Consider the following 22,161-nt stretch of genomic DNA (forward strand, 5'->3'; position numbering starts at 1 on the left):
CTTTCTTGTTTCTTGAGGCGTCAGCAGGATTCCCTTCAGAATTTATGACGGATACCGACGACCGCGCCGAACTGATTGTCCGACCCGCTCACCGTGCCAAAGCCGGTGCTTTGGATCGCGCCGGTACCGCCTGAGGTCAGGCCCAGGTTCGAACCATCCTTGTTCTTGGTGTAACCAAGGTTCACGTAGGCATCGGTACGCTTGGATAGGGTGTAGTCAACCGATGCCACGAAACTCCACGGATCGGCCTTGGTACCGCGAAAATCTTGATAGTAGGCAGCGCCGGTCAGCGATAGCGCAGGCAGTACCTGATAGCCAACGCCCAGCCAGTACAGGTTCGAGACATTGTTAGCCCCGAGGTTGCCCGGCAGCGTGGCACCGTCGAGCGCCATGGCCCAACGATAGCCAGCATACATCTTGGCCGGGCCGAAGACGTAGGAACCGGCCACGGTGGCGCGACGGATCTTGGCGCCAGTCAGGGCACCGGTCGAGGCCAGGCCGAGGTTGGTTTCATCGTATGTCGCCCCGGCGGCTAACGGACCGACGGCATAGGTCAGGCCAGCGCTGAGCTCCTGGCCAATCTTGGGGCTACCCGGGACTTCACCAAAAGAGCCACCACCGGTGTTTGCGCCGAAGCTATACAGGGCCCTGGCGGTCAGGCCGCCGAAGGTGCCGGCGTACTTGACCGAGTTGTCGGCACGGCTGGTAAACCCCGCATCCTGGCCGATGATCGAGTAGTTCGTGGCAATGGCCATTGGGTCGAACTGCAGACCGAAATCATAGAGCGGGGTCTGTTGGCGGCCCAGGGTCACTGCGCCGTACTGGTTCTGCAGGCCGACGTAAGCGTTACGACCGAACAGACGGCCACCTTGGGCCGAGGTGCCCGTGTCGAGGTTGAAACCGCTTTCCAGCACGAAGACGCCCTTCAGCCCCCCGCCCAGATCTTCCACGCCACGCAGGCCCCAACGGCTGCCGGACAGGTTGCCCGAAGTCAGGCGGGTCACGCTGTGGCCGCCACCGGGCTGGTTATTCTGATACTCGATGCCCGCGTCGAGGAGCCCGTACAGCGTCACGGTCGACTGCGCGTACGCGCCGCCAGCGGCCAATGCAGCGACGGCAGCAATCCATTTCATCCTCATAACACTCTCCCTGTTAGCTGATGATTGGAAACGCTGGACTATCCCGATGGCTTGCCGACGCGATCCGTCCATGTCGATATTGCACTATGTACCAGCAACCAGTTAACGATACTCACGAACAGTGGGTTAGCGAACCATCGAAAGCGCCTTGTTGTGATGCGGCAACAACGCGCGAACCCAGAGCAATCAAAATTGCTCCGCTTGGCGCACCGATCACTGGGATTTTTGGGTGGCCCTCGCCCGTGGCCTCCGAACCATGGAACGGCTTAGGCACTCGCGGGATTTTCGGGTCCTTCGGAGATGGCCAGGTCACAGGCCAGGGGCAGGCGAGGAAAAGTGATCGATAATAAACCTCACCGGCGTGGACGATCATCTGGCCACCGGCTTGTTCCAGACTCAGAAGAGTTGCACGGCTGGCCCACTCACAACGCCCCCAAATCCTCCCCCCGCAGCCCCACCAGCAGCGCCTGCCCATCCGGCCCCACGCGAAACTCTCCATAGCGCGCCTTCTCGAACCTTGCCCCCTGCCCTTCCTGGAAGAAGTACGCATCGGTAGATACCTGCGCCTGCGTGCGGCCCCAGCGCGACGGCACGGTCTGGAAGCGCAGCAGTTGTTCACCGCTGGCCAGGCCCTCGCCCGTGTACAGGCGGACCAGGGTGGCTTCACCGCGTGCGTCGCGGCGGATCACGGCCACTTGCTCGCGCGCGGGCTCGATGCCTTGCCGGCGATGCGCCTCGCGGATGGCGTCGGCGATGGCAAAGTTGAGAGCCATGTAGTCACCTTGCATGAGCGAGCGCGGATCGACTGGCGCCAGGCGCAGGTAGACGGTGTCACCGTGCGCCAGCAGCCGTTCCTTGCCGGTGATGGCGAAGGCGGCCAGCCCGAGCGTGAGCACCCATGCCAACAATATCCAGCGTTTCATGTTTGCCTCCTTGCGCTATCGCGCTGCAGCGCCAGGCGCAGCAGGAGCACGGCGATGCCGGCGCCGGCGAGCGTGGCGGACTTGATCAGCAGCGTCCAGTGCAGCGCGCTGTAGTACCAGATGAAGCCGCAGCCGAGCGCGGCGACGGCCAGGCCCAGCCAGGGCAGCGAGCCGCGGCGCAGGGCCAGGCCGAGCGCGAGGGCGGCGGCGACTACCGCTGGCGCACCGGCGAGCAGGCCGCTGAACAGCGCCGCGCCGACCAGCGCGGTGCCCCGCACCGCCGGGCTTAACTGCAGCCGGCCTGCTTCGGCAAGGACAAACGTGGCGAGCACTGCGCCGAACAACGCGCCGGCCATCCAGTAGTTGCCGGCGTGGCGGCCGGTGTCGGCATCGAACAGCAGTGCCTGGGGCTGGCTGAGGCCGGTCACCACCAGGGCCGCGCCCAGTGCGAACAGCAGCGTGGCATCCGCCGCCGGCTCGATCCAGTTGTGCAGCCCAGCGGCGCAGAGCCGCCCCTCCGCAAGGACGAAACCGGTGAGCAGGGTCATGGCGAACGGTGCGAGCCAGCCGAGCGAAAAACTCATGGCTTGCCAGACGTGGCGCAGGCCCGGCGTCATGGCCAGGTGGAGCGCCAGGGCCACGCCGGTCCATACGCCCAGCGCTGCCAGGAAGCGATGGAGCCGGTTGCCGACCAGCACATAGAGCACCGCCTCCAGCAGCGCGAGCGCGCCCCAGAAGGTGGCCGATTCGAGCAGGCGGCTGCCGCCGTAGGCCTGGCTCGCGCCGTACACGAGCAGGCCCTGGCCGCTGAGGCTGACGGCCAGCGCGAATTGCCCGAGCGCGGTGGCCCCGCGCGGCGCCGGTACAGCACCGCGGCCAGCGCGATCATGGCGGCGCCGCAGAGCGCCATTGCCGTGGCGTTGTCGCGCGTGGCCACAAAGACGGAGCCGAGCAGGAAGGCGAGGAAGAACACGGCGCCGAGCCAGCCCGCGAAGCCCATCAGCAGCCTCACAGCCCATGGCGTGCGCGCTTGCGCTTGCTGCGGCTGCCCTTGCACGAGGCCGCGCGCGGCCAGGTCCTGCCATAACCTTTGTACTGCAAGACGGTCGCTGGTCATGCCGGCTCTCCGGTGGGCGTGCCGCTTTGGGCTTGCCCGTGGTGTCGATAGGCGCGCAGCAGCCAGGCCGCCGCCGCCGCGGACAGGCCAACGGTCAGCAGCCCGAGGATCAGGAAGGCGCCGAACGTGTCCCGGTTGCCCTCCAGCAGCAGCCGGGCAACCCCGGTCACCAGCAACACGATGACCGAGAAGCTGGCCAGGCTGAGCGCCACCACATCGAACGCCCGCAGCCGGAACCAGGCCAGCAGCCCGCCCAGCGCGAGCATGGCCACGCCGAACATGGCAGCGTCGAAGCGGTTGTGCAGGATGCTGGCAAGGCCGAGCCAGCCGGCGTAGGCGCACGCCAGCGTGGCGAGGATGCGCGCGCCGGCCAGCCCGCGAAAGCCGTAGGCCGGCGCCACTGCGCGCAGCGCGAACCACAGCGCCAGTTGCACCAGCGTGGCCACCAGCAACGAGAGCGTGGTGGCCCATTCGCCTGCGGCGCCAAACAGCAGGTCGAACATACCGCCCACGCCAAGACGCACGCTGAAATACCGCAGCAGCGCCACATTGGCCAGCACGATCACCACCCACCAGTGCGGCGCCGCGCGCGCGGCCAGCGCCCACGGGATCGCCAGCAGCGCCCACAGGGCGAATAGCTGCCACGCGTCGGCGCCAGTCTGGTACACCTGCCCGATCACGGCCAGCAGCACGCCGGCCACCACCTGGGCGCCGCAGAGCGCCGCCAGCCCCGCCATATCAGCCGGCGCGCGCAGCCAGGCGAAACCCGCCAGCAGCGTCAGCGCGCCGGCCAGCAGGCCAAACTTGGCGAACTTGTGCAGATCCTGCCAGTTGAAGGCGAAGAACACGATCACGCCGGCGCACAGCAACGCCGCGCCCAGCATCAACAAGGTGCGATCGAGCCAGGTCCGCCACTGCGCCGCGTCGGGTTCGGTCCCCGGCCAGCCGGCGGCCACGCCGCCGGCGCCGAGCACGCCCTGCTCACGCCAGTCCGCCAGCGCCTGGCGCGCTGCCCGCCGGTCTTGAAAGCCCTGCGTTGTGGTTGCCTGCATCTTTGCCCCATGTGATGGATACGCCAGCGCACTGTAGCAAAGGTGCCGCCATCTGCGCAGCTTTCCTTGCGTGCGCGAACGGCATGCGCGAGCGCTGCTTTGCCGCCTTGTCCCGGCCCGGTATGCTGTGCGTTTCTCCAATCCAGCCACGCCTTGCCATGACCCTCGGTATCCTCGCCGCCATCCACGATGAAGTCGATGGCCTGATCGCCGCCATGCGCCACGATGATGCTCGCGCCACCGTGCAGCGCATCGGCATGCGCGACTATCACGTCGGCCATCTCTACGGCCAGCGCTGCGTGCTGGTGCTCGCGCGCATGGGCAAGGTGGCGGCGGCGGCCACCACGGTCACCCTGGTGCGCGAGTTCGGTGTGGATGACATTGTCTTCACCGGCCTGGCCGGCGGCATCGGGGCCGAGACGCGGGTCGGGGACGTGGTGGTGGCGGACCGCACGCTGCAGCATGACCTGGACGCGCGGCCGTTTTTTGCCCGGCATGAGGTGCCGCTGCTGGAGCGCGCCGAATTCCCCACTGATCCGACGCTTACCGCCGCACTGCGCGAGGCCGTGGCAGGCTACCTGCGGGATGACCTGCCGAGCTCCGTGCCGGCCGGCGTGCTGGCGCGCTTCGGGGTCAGCGCGCCCAGGCTGCATGTGGGAATGATCGCCAGCGGCGACCAGTTCATCGGCTCGCCCGGCGCCGCGGCCGAATTGCGCGAGCGCTTGCCCGGCGTGCTGGCGGTGGAAATGGAAGGCGCCGCAGTGGCGCAGGTTTGCCATGAATATGGCGTGCGGCATGCGGTGATGCGCACGCTATCGGATCGGGCCGACGATACCGCGCACGTGGATTTTGCGGCGTTCCTGACCGACGTGGCCAGCCATTATTCGAGTGGGGTTTTGAGGCGGTTTCTGGAGCAGCGCGGGTAACCTGGCGCGGGTAACCTGGCTTAAGCCTGGTTCTGCGTTAATTCGAGGTTGAGAGGCATCCGCCATCTGCCCGTCGGCAAACCAGTGCAGCCCACGGCCGCCGTAGAACGCGGCCAGCGCGCCCAGCGCGCCGAACACCACCGCGGCCAGCAGGCTGACGCGGCCCACGGGGTGCAGCCACCGCGCGGCCAGCCCAACCAGCACCCCCACCACCAGCGTACCCAACATCACTTTCTCCCAAATTCATGAATATGGCGCGCTGCCCCGGGGAGGCCCGCCGGGCGCCGCGCGCGGCCGTAACAATACGGTAAACCCGACCGCGCTCGGGCAAGATCCGCGCCGGGCGCTATAATGTAGCCCGGTTCGGCGGCGCTTTGCGCCGGAATCCGCGCTTGAATTCATGCCCGGATTGCACCTGACTCCCGCGCTGCTGCCTGCAAGGCCGCTGCCCGGAGCCCGGCCAGAGAGACATGCTCCCCACCATGCAACTGCTCGCGATCGGTATCAATCACACCACGGCACCCGTCTCGCTGCGCGAGCGAGTGGCGTTTCCGCTTGAGCAGATCAAACCCGCCCTGGGCGCCTTGCGCACCCACTTGGCGGGCAAGAACGGCACCGAAGCCGCCATCCTTTCCACTTGCAACCGCACCGAGATCTACTGCGCCACCGATGTGCTGTTGTCGGGTTCGGAAGGCTTCGAGCACACGCTGCGCTGGCTGGCGCAGCACCATAACGTGCCCGCCGGCGAGCTCGCTCCCCACCTGTATTCGTTGCCGCAGTCCGAAGCCGTGCGCCATGCGTTCCGCGTGGCCAGCGGGCTGGATTCGATGGTGCTGGGCGAAACCCAGATCCTGGGCCAGTTGAAGGATGCGGTGCGCACCGCCGGTGAAGCCGGCGCGCTTGGCACCTACCTGAACCAATTGTTCCAGCGCACGTTCGCGGTGGCCAAGGAAGTCCGCGGCCAGACCGAGATCGGCGCGCATTCGGTATCCATGGCCGCCGCCGCAGTGCGCCTGGCCCAGCGGATTTTTGAAAGCGTCACGACCCAGCGCGTGCTGTTCATCGGCGCGGGCGAGATGATCGAGCTGTGCGCCACGCACTTCGCGGCGCAAACGCCGCGCCAGATCGTGGTGGCCAACCGCACCGTGGAACGCGGCGAACGGCTGGCCGAGCAGCTGGCCGGCCAGGGCCTGACCACCGAGGCCATCCGCCTGTCGGACCTGGGCGCGCGGCTGCATGAGTTCGACATCGTGGTGTCGTGCACCGCCAGCTCCCTGCCCATCATCGGGCTGGGCGCGGTGGAGCGTGCCGTCAAGCTGCGCCGCCACCGCCCCATCATGATGGTGGACCTGGCCGTGCCGCGCGACGTGGAGCCCGAAGTCGCCCGCCTGGATGACGTCTTCCTGTACACCGTGGACGACCTCGGCGCCATCGTGCGCGAGGGCAATGCCATGCGCCAGGCCGCCGTGGCCCAGGCGGAAGCCATTATCGAAAGCCGCGTGCAGAATTTCATGCACTGGCTGGAAACCCGCAGCGTGGTGCCGGTCATCCGCGAACTGCAGGTGCAGGGCGAGGCCATGCGCCAGGCCGAGCTGGAGCGCGCGCGCCGCATGCTGGCGCGCGGCGACGACCCGCAAGCCGTGCTCGAAGCCCTGTCCGGCGCGCTCACCCGCAAATTCCTGCACGGCCCGACCCACGCCCTGAACCACACCCAGGGCGACGACCGCGAGACCTTGCTGCGCCTGGTGCCGGGCCTGTTCCGCCACAGCAGCCACTCCGAGCGCTAGCCGCGCTCACCTCGGCCGTGCGTGTCCTGCGCGCGGCCAGCCTTGCTGCCTGCGGCCATTGGCCCGCACGCATCCCAGCAGCTACATCCGTCTCCACCCGTTTCACCGCGCCCCATCGGATTTCCATGAAAGCCAGCATGCTTGCCAAGCTCGACCAATTGTCCGAGCGACTCGACGAAGTCAACGCCCTGCTTGCGCGCGAAGATGCCACCGCCAAGATCGACCAGTACCGCAAGCTCACGCGTGAACACGCCGAACTGACGCCTGTGGCCGAGCAATATGCGCAGTACTGCCAGGCACAGGAAGACTTGGCCACCGCGCAAGCGCTGCTGGACGATCCCGAGATGAAGGAGTTCGCGGCCGATGAGATCACCACGGCCCGCGAGCGGCTGGAAATGCTGGAAGGCAGCCTGCAGAAACTGCTGCTGCCCAAGGATCCCAACGACGACCGCAACCTGCTGCTGGAAATCCGCGCGGGTGCCGGCGGCGAGGAAAGCGCGCTGTTCGCCGCCAATTTGCTGCGGATGTACACGCGCTACGCCGAGCGCCAGCGCTGGCAGGTGGAGGTGATGAGCGAATCGGCGTCCGACCTGGGCGGCTACAAGGAAGTGATTATCCGGATCGCCGGCGATGCGGCCTTTTCCAGGCTGAAGTTCGAATCCGGCGGCCATCGCGTGCAGCGCGTGCCGGCCACCGAGGCCCAGGGGCGCATCCACACTTCGGCCTGTACCGTGGCGGTCATGCCCGAGGCCGACGAGGTGACCGAGGTGGAGATCAATCCGTCCGACTTGCGTGTGGATACCTTCCGCGCCTCCGGCGCCGGCGGCCAGCACGTGAACAAGACCGATTCGGCCGTGCGCCTTACCCACCTGCCCACCGGCATCGTAGTGGAGTGCCAGGATGACCGTAGCCAGCACCGCAACAAGGACAAGGCCATGAAGGTCCTGGCGGCCCGGCTGATGGACGCGAAGCTGCGCGCGGCGCAGGCGAAAGAGGCCAGCACCCGGCGCAACCTGATCGGCACCGGCGACAGAAGTGATCGCATCCGCACCTACAATTTCCCGCAGGGGCGCGTGACGGATCACCGCATCAACCTGACGCTCTACAAGATCGACATGATCATGGACGGCGATCTCGACGAACTCCTGTCCGCCCTGTCCGCGGAACACCAGGCGGATCAACTGGCGGCGCTGGGCGACGGGCATTAATCGCTCCGCAATAGCAGGTTATTGCGACGAATTACCGGTCATTAAGGCAAATCTATGGATCGCACTGCATAAATCGCGATTCTTGAACGAAAACCTTTGTATCTGTTGTAAATGCTTGCAACAGCACTGGCGCGTCATTTTTCGCTGTCTATAATCGTTTTCGACTGAGCCACCATCCAGAGGTCGGCGTGTCGCCACTCGAAAACGGACGAAAGGACGAAATCATGAAGAAATTGCTCGCGCTGTTGATGATCACCGCCGCCATGGCTGCCTGCAGCAAGAAGGAAGAAGCCCCCGCCACGCCGAGCGCGGACAGCGCCATGCAGAGCGCCGCCGAATCCGCCAAGGCCGCCGCCAGCGACGCCGCATCCGCCGCCAGCAATGCCGCCGATGCCGCCAAGGCTGCTGCCAGCAGCGCTGCCTCCGACGTTTCCGCCGCCGCCGACAAGGCCAAGGCCGAGGCTGGCAATGCCATGGAAAAGGCTAAGGGCGCCGCCAAGGACGCAGTCAACGCCAGCGCGGACAAGGCCAAGGACGCCGTCAACAAGTAATCCGCACGCCACGGCTGCGAGGGGCTGGCGCACCGCGCGCCGGCACCGCCGCCCGGGCAAGCGCGTTACACTGCAAACCCCGTCAGGGCACCTCCCGACGGGGTTTTGTATTTTTGCTTTCTCCATGCCCAGCCACACGTCCACCAGCGCGGCCGCCGCGCCCATCGCTTCCTCCCCCGGCGCCAACGCCGCCACGCCGGTTTCACTGCCTGAGACGGCCACGGTCCGCGAAGCCCTGGCCCTGGCTGCGGCAGCCGGCTTGCCTGCGCTGGAGGCGCGCCTGCTGTTGAGCCATGTCACCGGGCTCACCCGCACCCAACTGATCACGCGCGACGGCGAGACGCTTGCCCCGGCCCAGCGCGACAGCGTTGCCGCCTTGCTGGGGCGCCGCCTGGCCGGCGAGCCAGTGGCCTACTTGCTGGGTGAACGGGAGTTCTTCGGGCGCGCCTTCCGCGTCACCCCTGATGTGCTGATTCCGCGCCCGGACACGGAGATTGCCGTGGAAGCCGCCTTGAAGCTGCTGGCGCCGCTGGCGGCCCCGCGCGTGCTGGACATGGGCACCGGCTCCGGCGCGCTCGCCATCACGCTGGCCTGCGAGCGGCCGGACGCCGAGGTCTGGGCCACCGATATCTCGGCGGGCGCGCTGCAAGTGGCGCAAGGCAACGCGCGTGCGCTTGGCGCCGGCAATGTGCGCTTTCTTGCCTCCGACTGGTACGCCGCGCTGCCCGCTGGCCTGTGCTTTGACCTGATCGTGAGCAATCCGCCCTATATTGCCGCAGGAGACCCGCACCTGGGCCAGGGCGACCTGCGCTTCGAGCCGATCGACGCGCTGACCGATCACGGCGACGGCTTGTCGGACCTCGCCGCCATCGTGGCCGGGGCCGCCGCGCGCCTGCGCGAGGGTGGCTGGCTGCTGATGGAGCATGGCTATGACCAGGGCCAGGCTGCCCGCGACCTGCTGGCCGCCGCCGGCATGGCCGAGATCTTTACCGCGCGCGACCTGGCCGGCCATGAGCGCTGCAGCGGCGCTCGCCTGCAAACGCTGGCCGGGGCGGCCGCCTGAAGCAAGCGGCCGATTCCGGTAAAATCGACCGCTTGAATGCTTTCAAGGCGCGCACATCACGCGCGCCCTCCGATTTCCCGATAGTGGCGCCGGCTGTACCGGCACCGCGAGCAACTGAAAAGAGACATCATGAGTGACGCGCAGCAAAAGATCGACCAGATCGTCAAGGGCAGCCCGGTGGTCCTGTTCATGAAGGGCACCGCCCAGTTCCCGATGTGCGGCTTTTCCGGCCGTGCCATCCAGATCCTGAAGGCCTGCGGCGTCGACGCACCGACCACGGTCAACGTGCTGGAAGACGATGGCATCCGCCAGGGCATCAAGACCTACGCCAACTGGCCGACCATTCCGCAACTCTACGTGAACGGCGAGTTCATCGGCGGCTCGGACATCATGATGGAGATGTACCAGAACGGCGAATTGCAATCGCTGCTCAAGGCCTGAGCGCGACATGACCGCAGCGGGTGACGGCAAGCCGCGGCGCATCGTCGTCGCGATCACCGGCGCCACCGGCGCGGTCTATGGGGTCCGCCTGGTACAGATACTAGGCGCCGCGCCTGGCGTGGAGGCCCATCTGCTGATCTCGGCGGCGGGCGTGATGAACCTGCAGCACGAACTCGACATCAGCAAGGCCGAGGTGGAAGCCTTTGCCCACGTGGTCCACAACGTGCGCGATATCGGCGCCACCATTGCCAGCGGCTCGTTTGCGGCCCATGCGATGGTGGTAGCGCCCTGCTCCATGCGCACGCTCGCGGCGGTGGCCCATGGCCTGTCCGACAACCTCATCACCCGCGCCGCGGATGTCACGCTCAAGGAGCGCCGCAAGCTGGTGCTGATGGTGCGCGAAACGCCGTTGAACCTCGCGCACCTGCGCAATATGACCGCCGTCACCGAGATGGGCGGCATCATCTTTCCCCCGGTCCCCGGCTTCTACCAGCCCGGCTTCTACCAGAAGCCGCAGAGCGTGGCGGAGCTGGTCGACCATACGGTTGGCCGCGTGCTGGACCTGATCGACGTGCCGCAAACGCTGGCACCGAGCTGGGCCGGGCTCAACGGCCAGGCCTGATACACGCGTTTTACCTGGTTCAATCCCGTGCTAGCGCGCTCGCTTCAATGCCAGTAGCGATAGCGGCGGCCGCCGTAGTAGCCGCCGCGATAGCCATAGTAGCCACCGTAAAACCCAGGGGCCACCACCACCGACGGCGCGGCATAGACCGGCGCCGGCGCCACCGCGACCTCGCCGCCCCCATAGCCATAGCCGGGATAAGCCGGGTAGACCGCGCAACCGCCAAGCATGGCGGCGCCAGCCACCGCGAGTCCCATCATCAACGTTTTCATTTCATCGTCCTTGTGTGGCTTGTCTAGCCATAAGAACGTTATACGGGGCGGTTTAGTAATACAGGGTCAACCTGCTGTAACCCTTGTTACGAATCGCAACGTTTGGATGAACGTAAATGCCTCGAATCCGAAACTTCAAACCTCAGACGTCAAACCGGACCCCCTGCGCCAACGGCAGCGCATCCCCATAGTTCACGGTATTGGTAGCGCGCCGCATATACCCCTTCCAGGCATCCGAGCCGGATTCGCGCCCGCCGCCAGTCGCCTTCTCACCACCGAACGCGCCACCAATCTCTGCCCCGCTGGTGCCGATGTTCACATTGGCAATGCCGCAATCGCTGCCGGTTGCCGACATGAAACGCTCCGCCTCCCGCAGCGACTCGGTGAAGATGCAGGACGACAGGCCATGCTCCGACGCGTTGTTCAGCGCGATGGCTTCTTCCAGCGTGGTGTACGGCATCACATAAAGAATCGGCGCGAAGGTTTCACTCAGCATCATCTCGTGCTGGCGATCGGTGAGTACCAGCGCGGGCCGCACGTACTCGGCATTGGGATACCGTTCGGCCAGCACGCGTTCACCGCCGTGCACGGTGTTGCCGTGCTCGCGGCACCGGAGCAGCGCGGCCGCCATGGCGGCACCCGCAGCGCCATCGATCAGCGGGCCGACCAGCGTCGTCTCGGCCAACGGATCGCCTACCGGCAGGTGGCTGAACACCTGGACCAGGCGCGTGGTGACGGCCTCCAGCACATCGACATGCACGAAGGCCCGGCGCAGCGACGTGCAGCGCTGTCCGGCCGTGCCTGCCGCGGAGAAGGTCATGGCGCGGATGGCGAGCGCGAGATCGGCCGAGGGCGCGACGATCGCCGCGTTATTGCCGCCGAGCTCCAGGATGGCGCGCTTGAACCGCTCGGCGCAGGCGATGCCCACTTCGCGGCCCATGCGGGTGGAGCCGGTGGCGCTCACCAGCCGCACATCGGCGTGTTCCACCAGGTGCCGGCCCAGCGCCTGCCCGCCAGAGAGCACGGTGGCGATGCCAACGTGCCGTGGCGCGGCGATTTCCAGCACGCCGTCGAGCAGGCTCTGCATGGCCAGCGCGCTCAGCGGGGTTTTCTCCGACGGCTTCCAGATGACCCCGTTGCCGCACACCAGTGCCAGCGCCGCGTTCCAGGCCCAGACCGCCACGGGGAAGTTGAAGGCGGAGATCACGCCGCATAGGCCATAAGGATGCCAGGTCTCGCGCATCGCATGCTGGGGCCGCTCGGAGGCGATGGTGAGGCCATGCAGCTGGCGCGACAGGCCGACCGCGAAGTCGCAGATATCGATCATCTCCTGCACCTCGCCCAGGCCTTCCTGCAGGATCTTGCCGGCTTCGAGTGACACCAGCTGGCCGAGATGCTTCTTGTGTTCGCGCAGCACTTCGCCAAAGCGCCGCACCACCTCGCCGCGCACCGGCGCGGGCACCAGCGCCCAGCTGGCTTGCGCCACGCGGGCGCGTTCGATGCGCGCATCGGCCTCGGCGAGGCTGCAGGCGGGCAAGTGCCCGAAGGCCTCGCCGTCAATCGGCGAGCGCACCGGCAAGGCGCCGGCGGGGCCTTCGCCGTCGCGCCACGGCGGCGTCAGCCCGATGGCCTGCCAGCAGGCCGCGAATTCCTTTGCTTTCATACCGTTGCCTCTTGAAGCGGATGACGGGTGTAGTGCCGGCCGAAACGGTTGGCCAGGAAAGTGTCCAGTGGCATCGCCTCTTGCGCAACGAAGCCGGCCTGAGGCAGCTCGCCACTGGCAACCAGGTCCAGCGCGGTGCAGATGCCGGCCGCCGTGGTGAGCTGGATCGCATTGACATGGCCGGCCGCCGTTTGCGCACCGCCTATGCGCACCGAGAACGACGCCTGCGTCAGCGGACCGCGCCCGCCCTTGCCGCCGGCGGCATAGCCGGTGGCGTTGGCGAACACGATCACCACGTCCTGCTGCGTGGCGGGAATCGCGCTCTCGAAGATTTCCCGCATCCAGTCGCGGCGCTCGCGCAGGCGCAGGTCGTTGAGCAGCAGCTTCATCACCGCGCAGTGGCCCGGATAGCGGATCGACTTGTAATCCACGTCGCGCGCCCGGCCGGCCAGCGTCTCGGGCAAGGTGCCGAGCCCTCCTGAAGTATTAAAGGCCTCGTACTCGATGCCGTCCAGCGCGAAGCTCTCCAGCCCTTCCAGCGCGGGGACTTCCACCCTGCGGCCATCGACGATGGCCTCGCATGGGTTGCAGTATTCGTTGATCAGCCCTTCCGTGCTCCAGGTCAGGTTGTACTTGAGCGCATTGCTCGGGTAGCGCGGCAGCGCGCCGACGCGCATCTTCAGGTCGAGTAGCTCGCCGCCGCCGCGCAGGAAGCGCTGCGCGAGGTCATTGCCGACCACACCGATAAAGCCGGGTGCCAGCCCGCATTGCGGCATCAGCACCGAGCGCGCGCCCTCGGCCAGGCGGCGAATGGCGTGGGTGGCGGCAACGTCTTCGGTCAGGTCGAAGTAATGCACGCCGAGGCTGGCCGCCACCGTGGCCACGCCGACCGCGGCATGGAACGGCAGCGCGTTGAGCACGGCCTGCGCGCCGCCAAGCAGCCACGCGCAATCCTGGGTCTGGTCCGGGTCGCCGACCCGCACGGCGATGCCCTCCGGCATGCCTTCGAGATGGGCGGGCTCGCGGTCGACCAGGGTCACGCGGTAGTCGCCGCTGTCATGCAGCATGACGGCAATGGTGCGGCCGATCTTGCCCGCGCCCAGCACAACCACCGGCATCGGCGTCTGCCTGGCTTGAGCGGGCGGAGCGGCGGGCGCATTGGCTTGGGTGTTCTGTCCAGTCTGGTCCAGGTGGCCGGTTGGCGTGATGCGGGTCATGATGTGCCTCGTGGAAGTGATTCGGCGGAGTGCGGCCATGGCTGAAGTATGGTTGCGGGCATAGTCAGAATGAAGGGACAAGATTGACGAAAAGGCCCCACAATCAAACGATTCGGCGACATCAATGGTCGAATCGACGAACCCCATGCCTTTGACCTGCCCGCAGCCTCTAGCCCGCGACCCCCAGCCTCCAGCCGCTAGCCCGCCCATGACCGAACTCGACCAGACCGACCGCCACCTGCTCTCCCTGCTGCAGGCCAACGCGCGCGAGAACGCCGCCAACCTCGCGCGCAAGCTCGGCATTGCCCGCACCACCGTGGTGGCCCGCATTGCGCGGCTGGAGCGCGATGGCGTGATCGCCGGCTATGGCGTGCGGCTGGGCAAGGTCATGGAGGACAACGCCATCCTGGCGTTCTGCGGCATGTCGGTGATGCCGAAGACCGCACCCGCGGTGGTGCGGGCGCTGCAGCGCTTTCCGGAAATCGAGGAGCTAAACTCGGTCAGCGGCCCGGTCGACTACATGGCGGTGATCCGCTGCGACACCCATGCCAGGCTGGACAAGCTGCTGGACGAAATCGGCGCGCTGGATGGCGTCAACCACACCACCACCTCGATCGTGCTGGCGCGCAAGATTGACCGGCGCCGCGCCGCGGACTGAGCCAGCGGCGCACACGCAAAAGGCTTATGCTGCACAGCCTGGCAACCAGCCCGGCGCGCTTGGGCACCCCGGAAAACCATCCAGATCAGGAGAGCAAGACGATGAGCAATCGCATTCGAGTCGCCGTGGGCGGCGTGACCGGCTGGGCCGGCGGCGAACTGGCGCGCGGCGTGGCGCACGCGGACGACATGACGCTGGTGGCCGGGCTGTCGCGCGGTGCGGCCGGCCAGACCCTGGCGGCGCTGACCGCGCACAAGGGCACGCCGGGCGTGGCGGTGGCCAGCATCGACGAGCTGGCGCAAGGCGCCTTCGACGTTTATGTGGAATACACCAAGCCGGACATTGCCAAGCGCAACATCCTGCAAGCGCTGGCGAAGGGCGCGCACGTGGTGGTGGGCACCTCCGGGCTATCCGACGAGGACTATGCCGAGATTGATGCCGCGGCGCGCCAGGCCGGGCGCGGCGTGCTGGCCTGCGGCAACTTTGCCATTACCGTGGTGCTGCTGCAGAAGTTCGCCGAGATGGCCGCACGCCACCTGGAACACTGGGAAATCATCGACTACGCCAAGGCCGGCAAGATCGACGTGCCCTCCGGCACCGTGCGCGAGCTGGCCTATCGCCTGGGCCAGGTCCGCGAAGCCGCGCAAGCGGTGCCCATCGACCAGGTCAAAGGCCCGAAAGAGACGCGTGGCGCAACGATGTCCGGCAGCCAGGTGCACGCCGTGCGCCTGCCGGGCTACCAGCTTGGCGTGGAGGTGATCTTCGGCGCCGACGGGCAGCGCCTGCACCTGAAGCACGAGTCCGGCGACGGCTCCAAGCCCTATGTCTCGGGCGCCCTGCTGGCGATCCGCAAGGTGCATACCGTGACGGGCCTGGTGCGCGGGCTGGACAAGGTCATGGAGGGGCTCTGAGTACTTTGCGCGCTTTGCGGCGCGCCAGGCGCCGCGAAGCCACCAACGCTACCAGCTGCCTTCCTTCCCCTTCTTCTCCCCGGCCTTGCCGCTCGGCGCCGCTTGCGGGGCGGACGCCGGCTTGGGGTTGAGCTGTTGCGCCATGGCGTTGTCCTGGTTGGCCATCAAGATGCGGGCCTGGGGCAGCAGGAGTTCGATGGTGCCAGTATTGGGATCCTCCGGAATGGCGTAGAGCTCGACGGTCAGCGGCTTTCTCATCCAGCCGGCATGCAGGCTGGTGACCGGCTGGCCGGCCTTGTCCTTCATCTTCACCTGCTCGGAACGGAACGGCTTGCCGTAGCGCGCGGTGAGGCTGTCCACCGCGTCTTTCTCGGAGCGCACGCCGTCGGTCGGCACGATCACGCCAACCAGCGCATTACCGTCGACAAAGGCCACCACGTGGGGTCCGTCCATGAAGGCGGGCCGCTTGTCGCGCGGCACGCCAACCTGGCGCATCACGCCATCGCCACGCACTTCGACACACAGGGCGGTCACGTCACGTCCGTCGGGGGTGCGCTTGTCGGCGCAATCGGGCAGCGTGGGCAGCGGGCTGCCGATCTCCAGGCTACCCAGCATCGGCGCCAGTTTGTCGGCGGCGCCATCCTTGGGGGCGGCGCCGGCCCAAGGTGAAACCAGCAGCAGGCTGGCAACGGCCAGCCCGGCGAGGGGGTATTTCATCCAGACTCCTGAGAAAAGCTCCGGATTGGAGCGCCCCGCGCGCGCGTGGTTCCTGCCGCCAGCCACAAGATGGCATGGCAGCCACACTGCCGGGAGTTAATGCGTCATATTCATCACCGCGTTGGCCAGCACCGCCAGCAGCACCAGCAGCAAGCCCCAGAGCAGCAGGCGCGGCACCCGGCTGGGCGGCAACTGCGGGCGCGGCGAGCGCACCGATGATGGCCGTGACGGGCGCTGACGGGTACGGCCGTGCAGGCCACGGGTATGCCAGACGGTGTCCGGCCCGAGGTCGCGCAACGCGGTGCTTTCCTTGCCATGCGGCTTCCGTAGGCTTTGCGGACGTTGCGCACCCTGTGACTTCTGTGACTTCTGCGGCTGCTGCGGCTGCTGCGGCTGCCGGCGTGGTGCGGTGTTACTGCCCGGCGGTCGATTTGTGGCCATCTGTGCTCCCCGGTTCGTCGTGCCGGCACGGATCCACTCGTGCCGCCGATACACAGCGCCGGGTGCATGGCCCGGGCGCCGCCCATGGTAAGACAAAGCGGCGCCCTGCACCATGGCCATGGCCTCGCCTTATGCGAGCGGGGCCGCTTTCCGCGTGACCGTTAGCGCCTCGCGCCGGAAGGCATGGCCCACGTAGTGATAGAACGGCTGCGGGCAAAACTGGCGCGCCAGGAACGAGGCCAGCAGCGACGCCGCCAGCAGGAACAAGGTGAGGTCCTGCGAGCGCGTCATTTCCATCACGATCACGCTGGCGGTGATGGGTGCCTGGGTGGCGGCGGCCAGGAAGGCCGCCATCGACACCAGCGCCAGCACGCGCGGCTCGGCCATGACGCCGAAGAGGTGGCCGACCCAATCCGCCACATTGGCGCCGATGCCGGCACCGATGGCCAGCGACGGCGTAAAAATGCCACCGGGAACGCCCGCGAAATACGAGACCACGGTCGCCACCAGCTTGGCCACGCCAAACCACAGCGTGGCGTGCGGCTCGCCATTGATCAGGCCGGCAGCCTGCGCGTAGCCGGTGCCAAAGGTGGCGCCGCCGGTGGACCAGCCGATCACCGCGGCTACCAGGCCGCACAGGAAGGCCAGCAGCACGGGATGCTGCAACGGCCACGCGCGCAGCCGCGCCGGCATCAGCGCGGGCACGCCGCCGATCAGCAGCTTGGCAAACAGCCCGCCGAGCACGCCATTGACCAAGGCGCACAGCAATACCGGCCCCCAGGCATCATGCAGCGCGAGGATCGGCGTCTTGACGCTGAAATAGGGATTGTTGCCGAGGATCGCCAGCTTGACGCTGAAATAGGGATTGTTGCCGAGGATCGCCAGCGAGAGAAAACCGGCGGTCAGCACCCCTGACAGCACCAGCCGGTCCCAGCGCACTGCCGTGCCGCGGCCAAGCTCCTCGATGGCGAACACCACCCCGGCCAGCGGCGTGTTGAAGGCGGCGGCCAGGCCCCCAGCGGCACCGGCGGCAATCAACGCGTTGGGATGAAAGCCGATGCGAAAGCGCAGCTTCTCCTGGCACCAGCGCCCCCAGCTCAGCATGGCCGCGGCGCCTACCTGCACCGACGGCCCTTCGCGGCCGATGGAGGCACCCGCCAGCAGCCCGCCGGTGGTCAGCAGCACTTTCCACATTGACTGGCGGAACGACACCAGCAGGGTCTGCGCGGGTCCCGCCGGAGGCAGGCCGAACGAGGCGATCACCTGCGGGATGCCGCTGCCGCGCGCCTGCGGAGCGAGGCGGATCGTAAGCCAGCGCAGCGCGGCCAGCCCGAAGGGCAGCAGCACGAATGCCAGCCAGGGCGTGGCCGATGTGAGCTGCGCGTTCCAGCGCAGGGCGATCTCGGCAATCCAGGCGAAGATCAATGAGAACAGCGCCACGCAGCCGGCTCCACACATGAAGACGGCGTAGCGCAAGGTGGTGCGGGAGATACGCCACATCTGGCGCGACTTGCGGCCAGCGGCCTTGCTGGCGCGGCGGCGCAGCGCCAGCAGCCGATCGCGGTCGGAGGCGCGGTCGGAGACGCGGTCGGAGACGTCGCCGGAATCGGGCTGTTCGGGATGTGGGTTGTGATTTGGCTCGGCGTCGTTCATGGAGCGGCAGGCGTGGGCAAGGAAACGCCATGACTGGCCCGAGGGCCGGATTCATCACGGCGTGATGGAACTATACGCCGATCGCCGCCAAGCCTGCCGCGCGCAAATCACACCCCCGTCACGCACCCGTCACGCACCCGTCACGTGCCAATCCCGGACCGCATGGCCACCGCTCAATCCAGGCTGACGTGGTTGGCGCGGATCACCTTGCCCCAATGCTCACGATCCGCCTCGATGTAGCGGTCGATCTCGGCCTGGGTGCGCGGCGGCTGGATCACCAGTCCCAGTGCGCTGAAGGTCGCGCGGAACTGCGGGTCCTTGAGGACCTGCGCTGCGGCAGCCTGCAGCTTTTCCACCACATCTGGCGGCGTCTGCGCCGGCACCGCGAGCCCGAACCAGGTCGCGGCCTGGAAGTTGGGATAACCGCTTTCGGCCACCGTCGGTACATTGGGCAGCACTTCCAGCCTGTTGCGGCCGGTAACCGCCAGCGCACGCAGCTTGCCACCCTTGATGTGCGGCAGCGAGGTGCTGACCACGTCCACCATCAGTTGCACATCGTTGGCGAGCAGCGCCGACAGCGCCGGTGCGCTGCCGTTGTACGGCACATGGGTGACCGAGATGCCGAGTTCGGTCTTGAGCATTTCCGTGGCGAGTTGCAGCGCGTTGCCCAGGCCGACCGAAGCGTAGTTGAGCTTGCCGCCGCTGGCCTTGGCGTAGGCCGCGAACTCGCGGATATTGGTCGCTGGCACGTGGCTGTTGGTCACCACCACCAGTGGCGCCTCGGCGCCGACGGTGAAGATCCTGAAGTCACGCGGCGGATCGTAGGCAATCTTCTTGTAGAGCATCGGGTTGAGCACCATGCTGCCGTTGGTGGCCAGCACCATGGTGTAGCCGTCGGCGGGCGCGCGCGCCACGCTCTGCGTGCCGATCATGGTGGCCGCGCCGGGGCGGTTCTCCACTACCACGGTCTGCTTGAGCGCACGGCTCATGCCGTCAGCCAGCCCGCGCCCGAACTGGTCGGTGGAGCCGCCCGGCGTGTAGGGCACCACCAGCTTGATGGGGCGGTCGGGATAGGCGGCAGCCGCCAGCTGCGAACAGGCGAAGACGGCGGCGCCAGCCCAGGCGCGCCATCCGGTTTTCCAGCTATGCATGGGGTCGTCTCCTTGGTTTTTCTGATGTCCGGTGCTTGGTGCTTGGTGCTTGGTGCTTGGTGCTTGGTGCTTGGTGTTGGATACGGCTCACACCCGCCGCGTGCGGCCTTCCCAGTACTTGTCGCGCAGGCGGCGCTTGGCCAGCTTGCCGGTATCGTCGCGCGGCAGCAGCGCTTCCACCACGATGGTGCGCGGCACCTTGAAGCCGGACAGGCGCTGGCGCAGCCATTCGATGATGGCGCCCTCTTCCAGCGTGGCGTCCGCTGCCGGTTGCACCATGGCCAGCAGGCGCTCGCCGTATTCATCGTCTGGCACGCCGAACACCACGCAGTCGGCCACGCCGGGATAGCGCACCAGTTCGTGCTCGATTTCGGCCGGGTAGATGTTCACGCCGCCGGAGATCACCATGTCCGAGGCGCGGTCGCAGATAAAGAGGTAGCCGTCGGCGTCCAGGTAGCCCATGTCGCCCAGGCTCACCAGGCCGTCGCGTTCGATGGCGCGGCGGGCGGCCTCGTTGTTGCGGTAGGTGAAGTCCGGGTAGGCCGGCTGGCGCACATAGACCAGGCCGATCTCGCCGGGCGCGCAGGCAACGCCGTGCTCATCCAGGATGCGCACTTCGCCCTGGTCCACCGCGCGGCCCGCCGTGCCGGGCTTGGCCATGGCGTCGGCGGGGGTGGCCACGGTGATCATGCCGGCCTCGCTCGAGGCATAGGTCTCGTGGATCACCGGGCCGAGCCAGTCGAGCATGGCGCGCTTGATCTCGGGCGCGCACGGCGCGCCGGTCGAGGCGACAAAGCGCAGCGAGGACAGGTCGTAGCGCGCGCGCACCTCGGACGGCACCTTGAGCATGCGCACATACATGATCGGCACCAGGTAGAGCACGTCGATGCGGTGCTTCTCCACCAGCGCCAGCACCTGTTCCGGATCGAAGCGCGCGCACAGCACCAGGCGCTCGCCGAGCTGCAGCGCGTTCTGGATAAACACGCCCGGCGCGCTGTGATAGAGCGGTGCGGCCATCAGCGCGCGCGTGCCCTGCACGATGCCCATGGTCTGCGCGACCACCGAGCGCATGCGCGCCAGTTGCTCGTCCAGCATGGTCAGCGGCGGCGCCGCGCGCAGCACGCCCTTGGGGCGGCCGGTGGTGCCGGAGGTGTAGGCCATGTGGCCACGCGGCGCCACGCGCGGGCCGTCGTAGGGCTGCTGCGTGGCTAGCCAGCTTTCATAGTCGGTCGTGCCGGCGGGCCTGTCCTGGCCCGGCGCGGCCACGGCCAGCACCGGCACGCCTGCCGGCACCACCGCGCGCACGCCGTCCATCAGGTCGGCGTTGACAATCAAGGCGCGCGCGCCGCTGTCGGTCAGCAGGAAGCGGATTTCTTCCGCGGTGAAATGCCAGTTGATCGGGCAGTAATAGGTGCCGGCGGTGCGGCAGGCGTGCACGATATCGGCAAAGACCGGGTCGTTGCGCAGCAGTACCGCTACCACGTCGCCCTCGGCCAGGCCGAGCGCGCGCAGGCCGCCGGCCAGGTGCGCGCCGCGCTCGCTCAGTTCGGCGCCGGTACGGTGGGTGTCTTCAAACCAGAGGTCAGCGGCCATCAGTTATCTCCAGCCTGGCTAGATGTCGATGTATGGGTAGGGGTGGGTGCGTTGACGGTGCGGCCGGCGCGATCAGCGGCGTTTCTAGCCGCGATGCGCTCACGCGCGGCTTGCCACTCGGCGTCGCCCCAATCGAGGTACTGCTTGAAATAAGCGCCGTTGGCGAGGTAATCGCCGCCATCCAGCGCAATGGTCTGTCCGTTGATCCAGGAGTTGTCGCGGGCCAGCAGGAAGGCGGCCAGGTTGCCGATGTCCTGCGGCTGGCCGATGCGGCCCGTGGGGTTCTGGCCGCTCATCGCGTCTTGCTGCGAATCCTGCGGGCGCAGGCGCGAGCCCGCGCCTTCGGTGGGGATCACGCCCGGCGCAATGGCGTTGCAGCGGATGCCGTGGCGGCCCCATTCCACGGCCAGCGACTTGGTCATGGCATCCACGCCCGCCTTGGACATGGCGGACGGCACCACGAAAGGCGAGCCGGTCCAGACCCAGGTCACGACGATCGACAGGACCGAGCCGGGATGGCCGTCGCGGATCCAGCGCTTGCCCACGGCCTGCGTGGTGTAGAAGGTACCGCGAAAGACGATGTCGGAGATGGCGTGAAAGGCGTTGGGCGACAGGTCCTCGGTGCGGCTGATGAAGTTGCCGGCGGCGTTGTTGACCAGGCAATCGAGCGGGCCGTGCCGGGTCCAGATGGTCTCGATCATGGCGTCGACGGCAGCCGCGTCGCGGATGTCCACCGCGTGCGTCACGACCTTGGTGCCGTGCTGGTGGCGCAACATCTGCGCGGCCTCGTCCAGCACCGCCAGCCGGCGCCCGCACAGGTGCAGTTCCGCCCCCAGCCCGGCCAGGCGTTCGGCCATGATCAGGCCCAGCCCGGTGCCGCCGCCGGTGATCAGCACGCGCTGCCCGGCGAAAAGATCGTTCTTGAACATGGTGTCTCCTGCCTGTTTCAGGGCGGCGTCGCGCCGGCCTGGCCCCGCCTTGGCAATCCGGCGGGCATGGTCACTGTAGCCCCGGCTCCCGGTATCGACAATTCCCTCATCGCGACTCACAATGTTG

General features: G+C 67.4%; 22 protein-coding genes and 1 pseudogene. 9 read left to right on the forward strand and 14 right to left on the reverse strand.

Going from position 1 to position 22,161, the window contains the following annotated elements; all coding sequences use genetic code 11:
* Nucleotides 1–35: 35 nt before the first annotated feature.
* The 5 genes and pseudogenes from OR16_RS30935 to OR16_RS30950 form a co-directional block, all read right to left on the reverse strand.
* Entirely contained in the window at nucleotides 36–1,139 is a 1,104-nt protein-coding gene (locus tag OR16_RS30935; RefSeq protein WP_043421869.1) for a porin, read from the reverse strand.
* Between the two features lie 422 nt (nucleotides 1,140–1,561).
* Entirely contained in the window at nucleotides 1,562–2,062 is a 501-nt protein-coding gene (locus OR16_RS30940; RefSeq protein ID WP_006162603.1) for a GDYXXLXY domain-containing protein, read from the reverse strand.
* On the reverse strand, nucleotides 2,059–2,853 hold the full coding sequence (locus tag OR16_RS30945) for a DUF4401 domain-containing protein (RefSeq protein ID WP_006162604.1): 795 nt from the start codon (nucleotides 2,851–2,853) through the stop codon (nucleotides 2,059–2,061). The genes OR16_RS30940 and OR16_RS30945 overlap by 4 nt, the downstream gene beginning before the upstream one ends.
* 119 nt (nucleotides 2,854–2,972) lie before the next feature.
* Nucleotides 2,973–3,179 (reverse strand): annotated as a pseudogene (locus OR16_RS47895) (DUF4401 domain-containing protein); the annotation flags it as partial.
* Entirely contained in the window at nucleotides 3,176–4,231 is a 1,056-nt protein-coding gene (locus OR16_RS30950; RefSeq protein WP_006162605.1) for a DUF2157 domain-containing protein, read from the reverse strand. The pseudogene OR16_RS47895 and the gene OR16_RS30950, both read right to left, overlap by 4 nt.
* A 158-nt stretch (nucleotides 4,232–4,389) precedes the next feature.
* On the opposite strand from OR16_RS30950, the gene OR16_RS30955 reads away from it, so the two are divergent.
* The 7 genes from OR16_RS30955 (at nucleotide 4,390) to OR16_RS30985 (ending at nucleotide 10,829) form a co-directional block, all read left to right on the forward strand.
* Nucleotides 4,390–5,157 (forward strand): 5'-methylthioadenosine/adenosylhomocysteine nucleosidase, encoded by a 768-nt coding sequence (locus OR16_RS30955; RefSeq protein WP_006162606.1) that lies wholly within the window; start codon nucleotides 4,390–4,392, stop codon nucleotides 5,155–5,157.
* Between the two features lie 482 nt (nucleotides 5,158–5,639).
* Entirely contained in the window at nucleotides 5,640–6,944 is a 1,305-nt protein-coding gene (hemA, locus tag OR16_RS30960; protein WP_006162607.1) for a glutamyl-tRNA reductase, read from the forward strand.
* A gap of 125 nt (nucleotides 6,945–7,069) precedes the next feature.
* A complete protein-coding gene (prfA, locus tag OR16_RS30965) occupies nucleotides 7,070–8,152 on the forward strand; it encodes a peptide chain release factor 1 (RefSeq protein ID WP_006162608.1) in 1,083 nt (360 codons plus the stop codon).
* A gap of 224 nt (nucleotides 8,153–8,376) precedes the next feature.
* Nucleotides 8,377–8,703 (forward strand): hypothetical protein, encoded by a 327-nt coding sequence (locus OR16_RS30970; protein ID WP_006162609.1) that lies wholly within the window; start codon nucleotides 8,377–8,379, stop codon nucleotides 8,701–8,703.
* A 124-nt stretch (nucleotides 8,704–8,827) separates the two neighbouring features.
* Nucleotides 8,828–9,766 carry a peptide chain release factor N(5)-glutamine methyltransferase gene (gene prmC / locus OR16_RS30975; protein ID WP_006162610.1) on the forward strand — a complete coding sequence of 313 codons (939 nt, stop codon included), beginning with the start codon at nucleotides 8,828–8,830 and terminating at the stop codon, nucleotides 9,764–9,766.
* A 129-nt stretch (nucleotides 9,767–9,895) separates the two neighbouring features.
* On the forward strand, nucleotides 9,896–10,207 hold the full coding sequence (grxD, locus tag OR16_RS30980; protein ID WP_006162611.1) for a Grx4 family monothiol glutaredoxin: 312 nt from the start codon (nucleotides 9,896–9,898) through the stop codon (nucleotides 10,205–10,207).
* 7 nt (nucleotides 10,208–10,214) lie between these two features.
* Nucleotides 10,215–10,829: a UbiX family flavin prenyltransferase gene (locus OR16_RS30985; protein WP_006162612.1), complete on the forward strand. Its 615-nt coding sequence runs from the start codon at nucleotides 10,215–10,217 to the stop codon at nucleotides 10,827–10,829.
* 44 nt (nucleotides 10,830–10,873) lie between these two features.
* Here the strand turns inward: OR16_RS30985 and OR16_RS30990 are convergent, their stop codons facing one another.
* The 3 genes from OR16_RS30990 to OR16_RS31000 form a co-directional block, all read right to left on the reverse strand.
* Complete coding sequence (locus OR16_RS30990) at nucleotides 10,874–11,101, reverse strand: hypothetical protein (RefSeq protein ID WP_043421871.1); 228 nt, start codon at nucleotides 11,099–11,101, stop codon at nucleotides 10,874–10,876.
* A 142-nt stretch (nucleotides 11,102–11,243) separates the two neighbouring features.
* On the reverse strand, nucleotides 11,244–12,764 hold the full coding sequence (locus OR16_RS30995) for an aldehyde dehydrogenase family protein (protein ID WP_006162614.1): 1,521 nt from the start codon (nucleotides 12,762–12,764) through the stop codon (nucleotides 11,244–11,246).
* Nucleotides 12,761–13,882, reverse strand: coding sequence for a saccharopine dehydrogenase C-terminal domain-containing protein (locus OR16_RS31000; RefSeq protein ID WP_050983161.1), 1,122 nt, complete (start codon nucleotides 13,880–13,882; stop codon nucleotides 12,761–12,763). Before OR16_RS31000 ends, OR16_RS30995 begins: the two co-directional genes overlap by 4 nt.
* Nucleotides 13,883–14,189: 307 nt before the next feature.
* Here OR16_RS31000 and OR16_RS31005 point away from each other — a divergent pair, with 307 nt between their 5' ends.
* Nucleotides 14,190–14,639, forward strand: a complete 450-nt coding sequence (locus OR16_RS31005) for an Lrp/AsnC family transcriptional regulator (protein WP_006162616.1) — start codon at nucleotides 14,190–14,192, stop codon at nucleotides 14,637–14,639.
* Nucleotides 14,640–14,740: 101 nt separating this feature from the next.
* Nucleotides 14,741–15,550 carry a 4-hydroxy-tetrahydrodipicolinate reductase gene (gene dapB, locus OR16_RS31010; RefSeq protein ID WP_043421874.1) on the forward strand — a complete coding sequence of 270 codons (810 nt, stop codon included), beginning with the start codon at nucleotides 14,741–14,743 and terminating at the stop codon, nucleotides 15,548–15,550.
* A 48-nt stretch (nucleotides 15,551–15,598) separates the two neighbouring features.
* Here the strand turns inward: dapB and OR16_RS31015 are convergent, their stop codons facing one another.
* The 6 genes from OR16_RS31015 to OR16_RS31040 all read right to left on the reverse strand — a co-directional run bounded on the left by OR16_RS31015 (nucleotide 15,599) and on the right by OR16_RS31040 (nucleotide 22,034).
* Nucleotides 15,599–16,267, reverse strand: coding sequence for a hypothetical protein (locus OR16_RS31015; protein WP_006162618.1), 669 nt, complete (start codon nucleotides 16,265–16,267; stop codon nucleotides 15,599–15,601).
* Between the two features lie 96 nt (nucleotides 16,268–16,363).
* Nucleotides 16,364–16,564 carry a hypothetical protein gene (locus tag OR16_RS43165; protein WP_192816469.1) on the reverse strand — a complete coding sequence of 67 codons (201 nt, stop codon included), beginning with the start codon at nucleotides 16,562–16,564 and terminating at the stop codon, nucleotides 16,364–16,366.
* Between the two features lie 273 nt (nucleotides 16,565–16,837).
* Nucleotides 16,838–18,361, reverse strand: a complete 1,524-nt coding sequence (locus OR16_RS31025; protein WP_006162620.1) for a chloride channel protein — start codon at nucleotides 18,359–18,361, stop codon at nucleotides 16,838–16,840.
* A gap of 173 nt (nucleotides 18,362–18,534) precedes the next feature.
* Nucleotides 18,535–19,512, reverse strand: coding sequence for a Bug family tripartite tricarboxylate transporter substrate binding protein (locus OR16_RS31030; protein WP_006162621.1), 978 nt, complete (start codon nucleotides 19,510–19,512; stop codon nucleotides 18,535–18,537).
* A gap of 87 nt (nucleotides 19,513–19,599) precedes the next feature.
* Nucleotides 19,600–21,105: an acyl-CoA synthetase gene (locus OR16_RS31035; protein WP_006162622.1), complete on the reverse strand. Its 1,506-nt coding sequence runs from the start codon at nucleotides 21,103–21,105 to the stop codon at nucleotides 19,600–19,602.
* Nucleotides 21,105–22,034, reverse strand: coding sequence for an SDR family oxidoreductase (locus OR16_RS31040; protein ID WP_006162623.1), 930 nt, complete (start codon nucleotides 22,032–22,034; stop codon nucleotides 21,105–21,107). Before OR16_RS31040 ends, OR16_RS31035 begins: the two co-directional genes overlap by 1 nt.
* Nucleotides 22,035–22,161: the final 127 nt, after the last annotated feature.

The sequence above is a fragment of the Cupriavidus basilensis OR16 genome, assembly GCF_000243095.1.
Lineage (GTDB): Bacteria > Pseudomonadota > Gammaproteobacteria > Burkholderiales > Burkholderiaceae > Cupriavidus > Cupriavidus basilensis_D.

Excerpts from the sequence above, each read along its gene's own strand:
- OR16_RS30935 (WP_043421869.1), bottom strand. The coding sequence starts at position 1,139 with ATGAGGATGAAATGGATTGCTGCCGTCGCTGCATTGGCCGCTGGCGGC.
- OR16_RS30940 (WP_006162603.1), bottom strand. The coding sequence starts at position 2,062 with ATGAAACGCTGGATATTGTTGGCATGGGTGCTCACGCTCGGGCTGGCC.
- OR16_RS30950 (WP_006162605.1), bottom strand. The coding sequence starts at position 4,231 with ATGCAGGCAACCACAACGCAGGGCTTTCAAGACCGGCGGGCAGCGCGC.
- OR16_RS30955 (WP_006162606.1), top strand. The coding sequence starts at position 4,390 with ATGACCCTCGGTATCCTCGCCGCCATCCACGATGAAGTCGATGGCCTG.
- hemA (WP_006162607.1), top strand. The coding sequence starts at position 5,640 with ATGCAACTGCTCGCGATCGGTATCAATCACACCACGGCACCCGTCTCG.
- prfA (WP_006162608.1), top strand. The coding sequence starts at position 7,070 with ATGAAAGCCAGCATGCTTGCCAAGCTCGACCAATTGTCCGAGCGACTC.
- OR16_RS30970 (WP_006162609.1), top strand. The coding sequence starts at position 8,377 with ATGAAGAAATTGCTCGCGCTGTTGATGATCACCGCCGCCATGGCTGCC.
- prmC (WP_006162610.1), top strand. The coding sequence starts at position 8,828 with ATGCCCAGCCACACGTCCACCAGCGCGGCCGCCGCGCCCATCGCTTCC.
- grxD (WP_006162611.1), top strand. The coding sequence starts at position 9,896 with ATGAGTGACGCGCAGCAAAAGATCGACCAGATCGTCAAGGGCAGCCCG.
- OR16_RS30985 (WP_006162612.1), top strand. The coding sequence starts at position 10,215 with ATGACCGCAGCGGGTGACGGCAAGCCGCGGCGCATCGTCGTCGCGATC.
- OR16_RS30990 (WP_043421871.1), bottom strand. The coding sequence starts at position 11,101 with ATGAAAACGTTGATGATGGGACTCGCGGTGGCTGGCGCCGCCATGCTT.
- OR16_RS30995 (WP_006162614.1), bottom strand. The coding sequence starts at position 12,764 with ATGAAAGCAAAGGAATTCGCGGCCTGCTGGCAGGCCATCGGGCTGACG.
- OR16_RS31000 (WP_050983161.1), bottom strand. The coding sequence starts at position 13,882 with ATGCCGGTGGTTGTGCTGGGCGCGGGCAAGATCGGCCGCACCATTGCC.
- OR16_RS31005 (WP_006162616.1), top strand. The coding sequence starts at position 14,190 with ATGACCGAACTCGACCAGACCGACCGCCACCTGCTCTCCCTGCTGCAG.
- dapB (WP_043421874.1), top strand. The coding sequence starts at position 14,741 with ATGAGCAATCGCATTCGAGTCGCCGTGGGCGGCGTGACCGGCTGGGCC.
- OR16_RS31015 (WP_006162618.1), bottom strand. The coding sequence starts at position 16,267 with ATGAAATACCCCCTCGCCGGGCTGGCCGTTGCCAGCCTGCTGCTGGTT.
- OR16_RS31025 (WP_006162620.1), bottom strand. The coding sequence starts at position 18,361 with ATGAACGACGCCGAGCCAAATCACAACCCACATCCCGAACAGCCCGAT.
- OR16_RS31030 (WP_006162621.1), bottom strand. The coding sequence starts at position 19,512 with ATGCATAGCTGGAAAACCGGATGGCGCGCCTGGGCTGGCGCCGCCGTC.
- OR16_RS31035 (WP_006162622.1), bottom strand. The coding sequence starts at position 21,105 with ATGGCCGCTGACCTCTGGTTTGAAGACACCCACCGTACCGGCGCCGAA.
- OR16_RS31040 (WP_006162623.1), bottom strand. The coding sequence starts at position 22,034 with ATGTTCAAGAACGATCTTTTCGCCGGGCAGCGCGTGCTGATCACCGGC.